The sequence below is a fragment of the Neisseria wadsworthii 9715 genome (assembly GCF_000227765.1).
GTDB lineage: Bacteria > Pseudomonadota > Gammaproteobacteria > Burkholderiales > Neisseriaceae > Neisseria > Neisseria wadsworthii.
The window spans coordinates 1830522-1842908 of record NZ_JH165159.1 but is presented as its reverse complement, the minus strand read 5'-3'; the positions used below and the strand labels follow the sequence as shown (position 1 = coordinate 1842908).

9 protein-coding genes are annotated in these 12387 nt (G+C 48.4%); 5 read left to right on the top strand and 4 right to left on the bottom strand.

Translation table 11 applies throughout. The features are described from left to right. Positions 1-32: 32 nt before the first annotated feature. Positions 33-383 (bottom strand): energy transducer TonB, encoded by a 351-nt coding sequence (locus HMPREF9370_RS08450; protein ID WP_009117039.1) that lies wholly within the window; start codon positions 381-383, stop codon positions 33-35. A 604-nt stretch (positions 384-987) separates the two neighbouring features. Continuing rightward, complete coding sequence (leuS, locus tag HMPREF9370_RS08445) at positions 988-3624, bottom strand: leucine--tRNA ligase (RefSeq protein WP_009117036.1); 2637 nt, start codon at positions 3622-3624, stop codon at positions 988-990. 277 nt (positions 3625-3901) lie between these two features. Here leuS and HMPREF9370_RS08440 point away from each other — a divergent pair, with 277 nt between their 5' ends. The 5 genes from HMPREF9370_RS08440 (at position 3902) to mltB (ending at position 10282) form a co-directional block, all read left to right on the top strand. Then, on the top strand, positions 3902-4162 hold the full coding sequence (locus HMPREF9370_RS08440) for a FeoA family protein (RefSeq protein WP_009117034.1): 261 nt from the start codon (positions 3902-3904) through the stop codon (positions 4160-4162). An 85-nt stretch (positions 4163-4247) separates the two neighbouring features. Then, positions 4248-6110 (top strand): ferrous iron transporter B, encoded by a 1863-nt coding sequence (gene feoB / locus HMPREF9370_RS08435; protein ID WP_009117033.1) that lies wholly within the window; start codon positions 4248-4250, stop codon positions 6108-6110. Next, positions 6110-6256 (top strand): FeoB-associated Cys-rich membrane protein, encoded by a 147-nt coding sequence (locus tag HMPREF9370_RS12575; protein WP_009117032.1) that lies wholly within the window; start codon positions 6110-6112, stop codon positions 6254-6256. Before feoB ends, HMPREF9370_RS12575 begins: the two co-directional genes overlap by 1 nt. Positions 6257-6647: 391 nt before the next feature. Continuing rightward, positions 6648-8777: a polyribonucleotide nucleotidyltransferase gene (gene pnp / locus HMPREF9370_RS08430; protein WP_009117031.1), complete on the top strand. Its 2130-nt coding sequence runs from the start codon at positions 6648-6650 to the stop codon at positions 8775-8777. Between the two features lie 419 nt (positions 8778-9196). Next, a complete protein-coding gene (mltB, locus tag HMPREF9370_RS08425; RefSeq protein WP_009117030.1) occupies positions 9197-10282 on the top strand; it encodes a lytic murein transglycosylase B in 1086 nt (361 codons plus the stop codon). A 342-nt stretch (positions 10283-10624) separates the two neighbouring features. Here mltB and HMPREF9370_RS08420 read toward each other — a convergent pair whose 3' ends face one another. Both HMPREF9370_RS08420 and HMPREF9370_RS08415 read right to left on the bottom strand, forming a co-directional pair. Further along, positions 10625-11920, bottom strand: a complete 1296-nt coding sequence (locus HMPREF9370_RS08420) for an ATP-binding protein (protein ID WP_009117029.1) — start codon at positions 11918-11920, stop codon at positions 10625-10627. 23 nt (positions 11921-11943) lie between these two features. After that, positions 11944-12345 (bottom strand): META domain-containing protein, encoded by a 402-nt coding sequence (locus tag HMPREF9370_RS08415; RefSeq protein ID WP_009117028.1) that lies wholly within the window; start codon positions 12343-12345, stop codon positions 11944-11946. Positions 12346-12387: the final 42 nt, after the last annotated feature.

The window sequence follows — 12387 nt, the reverse complement described above, 5'->3', positions numbered from 1 at the left end:
GTTCCAAAGGTTGGGGTTGCCCCCGAAAAACTTTATTTCATACCGAGCCGCATGCCGGTATTTGAAAATTGAATTTCTTTAACTACGCTGAATGTTTGGTGTTCGCCGTTGATGGAAACAGGCCGCATGGTTTGTGTTTGCATCCAAGCAACAGCTTGGTTATCGATAGCCTGATTACCGCTGCTGCGGGTAACGCGTATATCTTTTAGAGAACCATCGGTATGGATGGTCATGCGTACCGCCAATCTTCCATTGATTTGTGCTTTAGCTGCGGTTACTTCAGAATCTTTTTTGAAAAATTGAATTTCACCGGCAGAAGCGCTTTGTGCTCCGAATAATGCGGCAGCCACTAAGGCAGTGGATAAAATATTGCGAATAGACATGATTAAAACCCCGTAAAATATATGCAATTTAAGTATATTATGTAAATAATATTAAAGTTATTAAAACTCTTGTTCGCTTGACGAACTTTTTTGTTTCTTGTTTTGGTAGGTGTATTGTGCCTATAAATTTTAAATTTTGCAATTGAAAAAAAGTCAAAGAATTTTTACAAGATGATGCGAAAATGAGATAAGCGGTACATTTGGCGTGGCATAGATTGACACTAGGTGACAATTAACGTCACGTTACTGTTATTTGGTAAAAATAGAGATAAATAATTTTATATAAATCATATGATTATATTTTTTGTTGCAATTGATCGAGTTTGCTTTTTGCTTGATGTGACAGTTTGTGTCACTTTTTAAATATCCGAATATCTTAAAAAATAACCGAATATTTTTTAATTTAGTGTTGTTTTTATGATTCAAAGTGTAGCTTTTTTGATGAATGGGAAGATTGATTTTGATGAGAAAGGAAAGTTTTTGAAGCAAAAGATTATAAAAAGCCTGTCTGAAAACGTTTCAGACAGGCTTTTCGTTGTAAAGATATGATTATGTCAATTTGAAATGGCTATGTAAGCAAAATTGATTTTAGATGGTTTCTTGCTCAAGCAACAATATTCACCAAGCGTCCGGGAACTACAATCACTTTTTTCGGCGTTTTGCCTTCGGTAAATTTTTGGGCGCCCAGGCTGGCTAAAGCGGCGGCTTCTATTGCTTCTTTAGAAGCATCGGCGGGCACGGTTACTTTGTCGCGCAATTTGCCATTAACTTGAACCATGATTTCGATTTCGGATTTCACCAAGGCGGCGGCATCGGCTTGCGGCCAAGCGGCTTGCCACAGCGGGGTGTCGCTGCACAATTCGCTCCACAAGGCTTCGCAGATGTGCGGCACAATCGGCCACAGCAGGCGGACAACGGCTTCCAATACTTCTTGCGCCACGGCACGGCCTTGTTCGCTTGACGTGTCTGTTTTGTCGTATTGGTTGAGCAATTCCATCACGGCGGCGATGGCGGTGTTGAATTGCAGGCGGCGGCCGTAGTCGTCGCTGACTTTGGCGATGGTGGCGTGCAGTTTGTGGCGCAGGTCTTTCAACTCTTTATCTAAGTTGTCATGCCTGTCTGAAAAGGCTTTGACCGCGCCGCCTCGGTTGATGTATTCAAACACGGTGCGCCACAGGCGGCGCAGGAAGCGGTGTGCGCCTTCTACACCGGAATCGCTCCATTCGAGCGATTGTTCGGGCGGTGAGGCGAACATCATAAACAGGCGGGCAGTGTCGGCGCCATAAGCATCAATCAAATCTTGCGGGTCAACGCCGTTGTTTTTCGATTTCGACATTTTTTCCACGCCGCCGATTACTACAGGCCGGCCGTCGGCTTTTAAGACGGCTGCGACGGGGCGGCCTTTGTCGTCGGTTTGCACTTCCACTTCGGCGGGGTTGAACCATTGTTTTTTACCGCTTTCAGTTTCGCGGTAGTAAGTGGCTTGCAGCACCATGCCTTGAGTGAGCAGGCTGGCAAAGGGTTCTTTCACCGGCACGATGCCTTCTTCGTTCATCAGTTTGGTGAAGAAGCGGGCGTATAAGAGGTGCAGAATGGCGTGTTCGATGCCGCCGATGTATTGGTCGGCCTGTTGCCAGTATTGGGCGGCTTCGGGCGCAACCATGCTGTCTGAAAACTGGGGCGACATGTAACGGAACTGATACCAGCTCGATTCCATAAAGGTATCCATGGTATCGGTTTCGCGTTTGGCCGGGCCGCCGCAGTGCGGGCAGGTGGTTTCGTAGAATTCGGGCATTTTGGCCAAGGGCGAACCGCTGCCGTCGGGCACAACGTCTTCGGGCAGCACCACGGGCAGCTGGTCGGCCGGTACGGGCACGTCGCCGCAGCTTTCGCAATGGATAATCGGAATCGGGCAGCCCCAGTAGCGTTGGCGCGAGATGCCCCAGTCGCGCAGGCGGTATTGGGTTTTCGGCGCACCGGCGTTTAGGGATTGCAGTTTGGCGGAAGTGGCATCAAAGGCCGTCTGAAAATCCATGCCGTCGAATTCGCCGCTGTTGATCAGGCGGGTGTTTTCTTTGTCGCCGTACCAATCCTGCCATTCGTTCGGATTGTAGGCAGGCTGTTCCAAAGTGGATTCGACCACTTGTTTAATCGGCAGTTTGTATTTGTTGGCGAACTCGAAATCGCGCTCGTCGTGACCGGGCACGGCCATTACCGCACCGTCGCCGTAGCCCCACAATACATAGTTGGCAATCCACACTTCCAGTTTGTCGCCATTGAGCGGATTAATCACATAGCGGCCGGTCGGCACGCCTTTTTTCTCCATCGTCGCCATATCGGCTTCGGCCACGCTGCCGGATTTGCATTCGGCGATAAACGCTTGCAGTTCGGGCTTGTCGGCTGCGGCGGCGGTAGCCAGCGGATGCTCGGCGGCCACGGCGACGTAAGTCGCGCCCAACAAGGTGTCGGGGCGGGTGGTGTACACCTGCAAGTATTCGGCGTAATCGCCTTCCAAACCTTGTTTGCTGCCGCTGTCCAATGCAAAGCGCACTTGCACGCCGCGCGATTTGCCGATCCAGTTGCGCTGCATGGTTTTCACTTGCTCCGGCCAGTTCAGGCCGTCCAGATCGCTTAAAAGCTGTTCGGCGTAATCGGTGATTTTGAAGTAATACATCGGAATTTCGCGTTTTTCGATCAAAGCGCCCGAACGCCAGCCGCGCCCGTCGATCACTTGCTCGTTGGCTAAAACGGTTTGGTCGACCGGATCCCAGTTTACCGTGCCGTTTTTGCGGTAAATCACGCCTTTTTCAAACAGTTTGGTAAACAAAAGCTGCTCCCAGCGGTAATACTCGGGCGAGCAGGTGGCGAGTTCGCGTTCCCAATCAAACGCAAAACCCAAGCTCTTGAGCTGGTTGCGCATGTAGGCGATGTTTTCGTAAGTCCATTTGGCGGGTGCGACTTGGCGGTCGATGGCGGCGTTTTCGGCGGGCATGCCGAAAGCGTCCCAGCCCATCGGTTGCAGCACGTTGAAGCCGTTGAGCAGTTTGTAGCGGCTCAATACGTCGCCGATGGTGTAGTTTCGCACATGCCCCATATGCAGCTTGCCGCTGGGGTAGGGGAACATGGAGAGGCAGTAGTATTTGGGTTTGGATGCGTCTTCGGACACGCTGAAAATGCGTGCGTTTTCCCATTTGCTTTGGGAAGCGGGTTCGATTTGGGAGGGGTTGTAATGTTCTTGCATGGCTTTATTCAGAAGCAGATAAAAATAACCCTTGATTATACTCTGTTATTGGGTGGAGTTGGGAAAACCTATGCCTGTCTGAAAATGAATATTGAGTTTTCTCAATTAATAATTATTCTTAATTATATTTAATTACATAAAGAGTATACTTAAACTCAATCTATTATAAAGTTTTCAAGCGATTGATTAATTATACAAATTAAGATGATATTGCTTGGGCAATAATCAAGCTTCGCAGTTTTACTATGATTTTTTATTTACATAGAGAGGATATTTTATGTCTGTCGTGCCTTTATCGAGCCTCACTAAAGGCAGCCGGGTGCAAATTGATTCTATTGCGCCCAGTGAGATTTTTGGAGAGCTGGATCCGCTGGTCAGCCGCCGTTTGGCTGATTTGGGGTTTTCTCATGGAATGCCGCTTGAAGTAATAGCAGTCGGTATATTGGGTAAAGGGCCTTATGCTGTGCGTTTGGGTAATCAATCGCAGTTTTCGTTGCGTCAGGCGGAAGCCAATAAAATTCTCTGTCGAGCTATATAACTAATAATATTTTCAGACAGGCATTCTTAGATATTGCCCACTTTCGGCAAATATTCAAGGATGTTGAAATAAGAGGAATACACAAATGGATTTAAGTTATTTTGCACTGGTCGGCGCGCCTAATTGCGGCAAGACCGTTTTGTTTAATGGTTTGACAGGTTCAAATGCCAAAGTGGCCAATTACCCGGGTGTAACGGTTGACAGGCGTGAGGGTGTGTTTGTGGATGATAAATCCATCCATATTATTGATTTACCCGGTACTTACAGCCTGCGTACAACCAGTTTGGATGAAGCAGTCGCGCGTGATATGGTGCTGGGCAGGCTTGGCCAGCAAATGAGCGGGATTATTGCGGTTGCAGATGCCACCAATCTGCGCATGACTTTACGCATGATTCTTGAATTGAAAACTTTAGGGTTGCCGATGGCTGTGTCGCTGAATCTTAGTGATGTGGCACGTTCACGCGGCTTGAAAATCAATGCGGCGAAGCTTAGTGAATTGCTGGGTGTGCCGGTGCTGGAAACAGTGGCGGTTAGCAAGGAAGGAATACGCGGTGTGCGCGAGGCAGTACGCAATCTGCCTCATTACGGAAAGCAGCTCGACAGTGATGCCGCACTCAAAACACTGGAAGCTTTAGACAGTAATGAACTATACGACGAAGTAGAGCGTATCCTTGGGCAGGTGGTGGAAACACAGATGGAACTGCCTGCATGGCATAGGCGTGTGGACAGTTTAGTGCTGCATCCTGTGTGGGGCATGATTTTGCTGATGATTATCCTCTTGTTGGTGTTTCAGGCTGTCTATTCTTGGTCTGAGCCGATTATGGATGCGATTGAAGGATTTTTCGGTTCTTTGGGTGAGTGGGTGGCAATGGTTGTGCCCGAAGGGATTTTGCAGGATTTGCTGGTTAACGGTGTGATTGCCGGTGTGGGCAGCGTATTGGTGTTTTTGCCGCAGATTACGATTTTGTTTGCTTTCATTCTGCTTTTGGAAGATTCGGGCTATTTGCCGCGAGCAGCGTTTTTGTTGGATAACATGCTGGCAAAAACCGGTTTGTCGGGCAGGGCATTTATTCCGCTGCTTTCCAGCTTTGCCTGTGCGGTACCTGCCGTAATGTCTGCGAGAACCATTCATGATCCGCGTGAGCGTTTGGTTACTATTGCGATTGCACCTATGTTCACTTGTTCTGCACGTTTGCCGGTATATGCACTGATTATTGCAGCTTTGATACCGGAGAAGACTGTGTGGGGTGTGTTTAACCTACAGGGCTTGACATTGTTCTGGCTGTATGTGACAGGTATTGTGTCGGCCGGGTTGACGGCATTTGTGATGAAATGGTTTGCGCGCCGAAAAGGCGGTATGCAGCAGTTTCCTTTGTTAATGGAATTGCCTACGTTCCGTATGCCGAATTTCAAACACATTATTGTCAGCTTGTGGGAGCGGGTGTGGGCGTTCCTGAAACGTGCCGGCACGATTATTTTTGCAGTGAGTGTGGTGCTGTGGTTTTTGGTAAGCTTTCCGGCTCCTCCGGAAGGTGTAACCGGAGCAGCGATCGATTACAGTTTTGCCGGTACTTTAGGCAGTTGGATTCAGCCGATATTCGCACCTTTGGGCTTCACTTGGCAGATGTGTATTGCCATGATTCCGGGTATCGCAGCGCGTGAAGTTGTGGTCGCTGCTTTGGGTACGGTTTATGCCGTGGGTGCAAATACATCAGAAGATGCCGTGCAAAATGCCTTGATTCCGATTGTGAATGAAAGTTGGGGCCTGCCGACAGCTTTCGCCTTCTTAGCTTGGTATGTTTATGCGCCGATGTGTGCAGCCACTTTGGCCGTGATTAAGCGTGAAACCAAATCGGCGAAACAAACTTGGATGATTACGGCTTATCTTTTTGCCTTGGCTTATGTGTTTGCTTTTATCGTGTATCAAATCAGTTCGAGGATACTGTAATGGAACAATATATTATTGTCGGTTTAATCGTGATTGTATGCGCAGCTTATCTGATGCGGAAATATGTGTTTAAATCGAAATCAGATAAAGCAGGTGTTTGCGGCGGTTGTGACCGTTGCGGCGGTAAAAGCGGCGGTTGCCATTAGACTTTGAAGTGGCGGAAAGAGGGTGGAAACGCATTTTTCCGCCGCCGCCCCAAGCAAGCGTTTTTGTGGCATAATCCGCTTCTGTTAGCTATGACTTGATTTTCATACTGCATGAGTCTGCCTCAGCACAAAGAGAGGGATTTTGTGAGCGGCTAAAGCAGCAACAAAATCAGCCCCGTATTATCTAGTATTGGCTGCGGTTTGCTGACTTATATGAAATATGTGTTTCACAGCTATATTTTTCAGACAGGCATTTGGTTTGAATGCCTGTCTGAAAATGTGTTCAACTTTTGTCGCATGCCTGTCTGAAACCCTAACCATGTGTTTTGGAAATCAGTATATATGGTTAGTGTTTTAGCAGCGGCGGCCTTAATAATAAAAAGGAAACCAAATGTTTAATAAACATGTTAAATCGTTCCAATACGGCAATCAGACCGTTACTTTGGAAACCGGTGAAGTAGCCCGCCAAGCTGCCGCCGCGGTAAAAGTGTCTATGGGTGACACTGTTGTGCTGGTGGCGGTAACCACTAATAAAGATGTAAAAGAAGGCCAGGATTTTTTCCCGCTGACTGTTGATTATCTCGAGCGTACTTACGCGGCCGGTAAAATTCCCGGCGGCTTTTTCAAACGCGAAGGCAAGCAAAGTGAGAAAGAAATTCTCACCAGCCGCCTGATCGACCGCCCGATTCGTCCGCTGTTCCCCGAAGGTTTTTACCACGATATCCAAATCGTAGCGATGGTGGTGTCTATCGATCCTGAAATCGATTCCGATATTCCGGCTATGATCGGTGCATCTGCCGCGCTGGTGTTGAGCGGTGTGCCGTTTGCCGGCCCGATTGGTGCCGCACGCGTAGGTTATGCCGACGGCCAATATTTGTTGAACCCGACCAAAACTGAGCTGGAAACATCACAAATGGATTTGGTGGTAGCCGGTACTGCCAAAGCTGTTTTGATGGTGGAATCAGAAGCGCAAGTGCTGCCTGAAGATGTGATGCTGGGTGCGGTGGTTTACGGGCATGAGCAAATGCAGGTTGTGATTGATGCCATTAACGAATTTGCCGATGAAGTGAACCCTGAAGTATGGGATTGGAAAGCGCCGGAAGCCGACACCGAATTGGTTGCTAAAATCCGCGAGATCGCCGGCGGCACCATTGGTGAAGCATTCAAAATCCGTCAAAAGCAGGCGCGTACTGCAAAGCTGGATGAGGCTTGGAACGCAGTGAAAGAATCTTTGATTACCGAAGAAACCGACACGCTCATCGCCAACCAAATCAAAGGTATTTTCAAACAATTGGAAGCCGACGTAGTTCGCGGTCAGATTCTTGACGGCCAACCGCGTATCGACGGCCGAGACACCCGCACCGTGCGTCCGATTAATATTCAGACAGGCGTATTGCCGCGCACCCACGGCTCCGCACTGTTTACCCGCGGCGAAACCCAAGCTTTGGCAGTGGCGACGTTGGGCACTTCGCGCGACGAGCAAATCATTGACGCCTTAAACGGCGAATATACCGACCGCTTCATGCTACACTACAACTTCCCGCCATACTCTACCGGCGAAGTAGGCCGCATGGGCGCGCCGAAACGCCGTGAAATCGGCCATGGCCGTTTGGCTAAACGCGCGCTGGTTGCCGTGCTGCCTTCGCCGGAAGAATTTAGTTACACCATGCGAGTGGTTTCCGAAATTACCGAGTCTAACGGCTCTTCTTCAATGGCTTCCGTGTGCGGCGGCTGTTTGAGCCTGCTGTCTGCCGGTGTGCCGCTAAAAGCTCACGTTGCCGGTATCGCCATGGGTTTGATTTTGGAAGGAAATAAATTCGCCGTGTTGACCGACATTTTGGGCGACGAAGACCACTTGGGCGATATGGACTTCAAAGTGGCGGGTACTACCGAAGGCGTAACCGCGCTGCAAATGGACATTAAGATTCAAGGCATTACCAAAGAAATTATGCAGATTGCCTTGGAGCAGGCCAAAGAAGCGCGTATGCACATTTTGGCGCAAATGAAAGAAGCCGTTGATGGCCCGCAAGAGCTGTCGCAACACGCGCCGCGCCTATTCACCATGAAAATCAACCCTGATAAAATCCGCGATGTTATCGGCAAAGGCGGCGAAACCATTCGCGCCATCACTGCTGAAACCGGTACCGAAATCAATATCGATGACGACGGTACCGTAACCATCGCTGCAGTCGCAGGAGAAGCGGGCGAAGCCGCCAAACGCCGTATCGAAGAGATTACCGCAGAAGTGGAAGTGGGCAAAGTGTACGAAGGTACCGTGTTGAAAATCTTGGAAAACAACGTAGGTGCTATCGTATCCGTGCTTCCGGGCAAAGACGGTTTGGTGCATGTGAGTCAAATCGCACACGAGCGCGTGAACAATGTGGCCGACTATCTGAAAGTAGGCCAAACCGTGAATGTGAAAGCGCTGGAAGTGGATGACCGCGGCCGCGTACGCCTATCTATTAAGGCCTTAGCGGAAGCCCCGGCCCGCGAACCGCGTGAGCAACAGCCGAAAGATTAAATAAGCTTAACGGTCAAATGCCTGTCTGAAATTTTTCAGACAGGCATTTTTTACTGTGACTGCTTTTTTTATAGTCAATCAACTTATTTTTAATACAAGAGCAAGCCGCAGACAGTACAAGTAGTACGAGACTGATTTTGTTGCTGCTTCAGCAGCTTACAAAATCGTTCTCTTTGAGCTACGGCGCAGCAACGACGTAGTAAAAATTAAGTTGATTGACTATAGTTGCTTCACTATAGCAAATAAACTTAAAAAATAGTACGTTCGTTATACTCGGTCTTGCCTCAAGTGTGATGAACCGTGATAAAAATTAAGTTGATTGACTATATATTTAAGCTTTTCTTTTGGTAATTGTGATAATTTGGTAAAATTCGCTTTTGCTATTTTTGCAAATAGCCGATATGTGTTAGGGAAAATGTATGAAAAAAATCGCAATATTGGCCTTGGCGGCATTGGCTTTAGCAGCGTGTAATGGTGAGAAAAAACCGCCTGCGGCGCCGAAAAGCAGTGGAGCGGGCAAGCCGGTTAAGCCTGTGGCAAAAGACAGACCGTTTTTTAACAAAGCTGCGCCCAGCCCGGCGGAGGTAGGGTTTAATGCGAATGAGAATGTGCAAAAATTTATTGAATATGAAGCGGGCAAACAGCGTTTGAGCAGGGACGAGTTGCAGAGCTTTTTTAACGCTGTTGTGTATCGCGGCAATATCATTAATATTATGAACCGGCCGGGTACATCGCGCCCGTGGTATGAGTTTAAACAAGGTAATTCGGGCACGGCGAAAATCAGCGGCGGACTGCAGTTTTATGCGGCGAATCGTGGTGTGATCGATAAAATCGCGCGTGAATATGGTGTGCCTGCCGAGTTGATAGTGGCGATTGTGGGTATTGAAACCAATTATGGCGCTAATAAGGGTAATATCCGTGTGGCGGATGCTTTGGCTACGTTGGCTTTCGATTATCCGCGCCGTGGTGAATTTTTTCAGAAAGAGCTGGCCGAGTTTTTGGTGATGGCCAAAGAGGAGCAGCGCGATCCGTTGAGTTTTACGGGCAGCTTTGCCGGCGCGATGGGGATGCCGCAGTTTATGCCCTCGAGCTTTCGCAAGTGGGCTGTGGATTATGATAAAGACGGCCGCAGGGACATTTGGTATAACGTGGAAGATGTGGCGGCATCGGTTGCCAATTATATGAGGGTGCACGGTTGGAAGAGCGGCGGCAGAATGGTGGTGCCGGTTTCGTTGGAGATTAATCCGAAATTGCAGGCGGTGATTGATGAGAAGACATCACTGAAATATACGGTGGGCGAGTTGAAGAAAATGGGGGTAACGCCGCTGGAGCCGGTGGCTGATTCGGAAAAAGCGGTGCTTTACCGCTTGGAAACCAGTCCGGGTGTGTTTGACTATTATATCGGCCTGAATAATTTTTATGCGGTTTGGCAATATAACCACAGCCGCATGTATGTAACTTCGGTTCGCGATATCGCCAATGCGTTGGGCGCGGGTGGTTTGTAGGAAACGGTTGATGTGTAAAGAAGCCTGTCTGAAAAATTCTTTCAGACAGGCTTCTTTAGTTAAACCAATTATATAATTAAATCACTTGATTTTAGTAACAGCGCCGTTATCGCCAATAAACTTTATTTCTGTTACGGCGTTGCTGCGCTTTAGCTCAAAGAGTATGAGTTTACAAGCTGCTCAAGCAGCAACAAAATCAGTTCTGCACCACTCATACTGTCTGCAGCTTGGCTGCCTTGTATCAAAAATAAATTTAAATGCCTGTCTGAAAAATAGCTTTTCAGACAGGCATAGTTTGTTTCAGCTTATTGGATATGCCGCTACACTGTTTCAGTAAGTTAACTAACTGTGCGTGATAGGAAGGCGGATTTTTACTAGTAGGCCGCTGGGGTTGATGGTGGAATGATGAAGGCTGATGCTGCCGCCCTGACGCTCGACCAATGTTTTGGCAATGGATAAACCCAAGCCTGAGCCTTCTGTGTCGCTGCCGAGAATTCGGTAAAAGGGGTCGAATACCCGATTGCGTTCGGCAGGGGAAATACCGGGGCCGCTGTCTTCCACTTCGAACACGCATTCTTGATTTTCCGTTCGTATGCGCAAATCGGCGCGTCCTCCGGGCGGTGTGTAGTTGATAGCGTTGTCGGCGAAAGTTTTCAACAGGGTGTAAAGCTCGGTTTCGTTGCAGGCAAGCATTACGTCTTCATCGCCGTCAATGCCGAAATCAATATTGCGCGCTTCGGCAAGCGGGTAGAGATCTTGCACAATGCGTTCGCAGATTTTACGGGCTGAAAGCGTTTTGTTGAGTGCTTTATGATCGTCTTGCTGCGCTCTTGCCATGGCCAGTAGCTGCTCTAATAGATGGCGGTTACGGCGTATGCCTTCGCGCAGTGTTTTGAGCTGATCTGCGGTGTCGGGCGGTAAATCGCGTTGGGACAAACGTTCGGCCTGTAGTGACAGGGCAGTCATGGGTGAGCGTAATTCATGCGCAGCATCGGCAATAAACCTTTGTTGGCGCTGGATGCTTTCTTTAATTCGATCAAACAGCCGGTTAATGGCTTGGATAAAACCCGTAATCTCAATCGGAATATTCTGTTCGGAAAGAGGGGAAAGATCGTTGTCGCTACGCCGGGCAAGGCTTTCAGACAGGCTTTTAACCGGTTTCAGGCTGCTGCGCACGGCAATAAAGGTTAGTAAGGCCATTATCGGGATCAGCAGCAGAATCGGCCAGATAACCAAGCTGGCACTGGTTAATGCCGTGTCTTTGCGCAAGTCGTCTTCTTGTAATAAGGCTAGCCGTTGGCCGTTTTTGTGTTTATGTATGTAAACGCGGTATTGTTCTTTGCGGTATTCGATATTGTGAAAACCATCATTTAAACCTGGTGGTAAGGGAATATCACCCATGCGGGGTTGGTCTAGATTTTGAATGACTATTCTTACATCGTCGTCGATATGATTATTGACAGGGTAATCTGATATGGCGGCAAAGGCGGCCGTTTGCTCCAGTAATTCATCCTGCAGATCGCCTGCTTCGTAATAAACGGCAACAAATGCGGTAATGCCTGCTGCAACGGCAGCCAGTACCACGGTCGTGGTGAGCCAGAGAATCAGGCGCAGTTGCAGAGACGCGAATTGTTTCATTGTTTTTATATATCGAGCTGGGGTTATTTATCGGCGGCTTTGATGGCTTTAATCAGAATTTGCCCTTGGGCATTGCGGATTTCCAAGTGTTGACCGCTGATTTGATAGGATGCGGTGTTTTCGAAGGCGGCAGACAGCCTGTCGTCTAAGTTCATCAGTGAACTTTTGCAGGCTTTTAAGGTAGTTATGGTATCGAACATTTTGAGTGTGCCTTTATGCTCACGGTATTTGCCGAACATATTGTTGCAGCCGCCGCGTGTGTAAAACCTGTGTTCGTTGGATTCGAATTCAATCGTGGTTAGGTTTTCAGGGCTGATCTGCCCCACTTCTTGAACCTGCCAAACACCTGTCAATCCGGTTGGCGGGATGGATGTTGAGCATGCAGGCAATAATGTTGCAACTAATAGAGGCAGCGCTTTTTTCATCGGTTTTCCTTTCGGATGATTGGTTTCAGACAGGCATTGGCT

Coding starts and splice junctions, on each gene's coding strand:
- leuS (WP_009117036.1), bottom strand. CDS start 3,624: ATGCAAGAACATTACAACCCCTCCCAAATCGAACCCGCTTCCCAAAGC.
- feoB (WP_009117033.1), top strand. CDS start 4,248: ATGGATTTAAGTTATTTTGCACTGGTCGGCGCGCCTAATTGCGGCAAG.
- pnp (WP_009117031.1), top strand. CDS start 6,648: ATGTTTAATAAACATGTTAAATCGTTCCAATACGGCAATCAGACCGTT.
- HMPREF9370_RS12575 (WP_009117032.1), top strand. CDS start 6,110: ATGGAACAATATATTATTGTCGGTTTAATCGTGATTGTATGCGCAGCT.
- HMPREF9370_RS08440 (WP_009117034.1), top strand. CDS start 3,902: ATGTCTGTCGTGCCTTTATCGAGCCTCACTAAAGGCAGCCGGGTGCAA.
- mltB (WP_009117030.1), top strand. CDS start 9,197: ATGAAAAAAATCGCAATATTGGCCTTGGCGGCATTGGCTTTAGCAGCG.
- HMPREF9370_RS08420 (WP_009117029.1), bottom strand. CDS start 11,920: ATGAAACAATTCGCGTCTCTGCAACTGCGCCTGATTCTCTGGCTCACC.
- HMPREF9370_RS08415 (WP_009117028.1), bottom strand. CDS start 12,345: ATGAAAAAAGCGCTGCCTCTATTAGTTGCAACATTATTGCCTGCATGC.
- HMPREF9370_RS08450 (WP_009117039.1), bottom strand. CDS start 383: ATGTCTATTCGCAATATTTTATCCACTGCCTTAGTGGCTGCCGCATTA.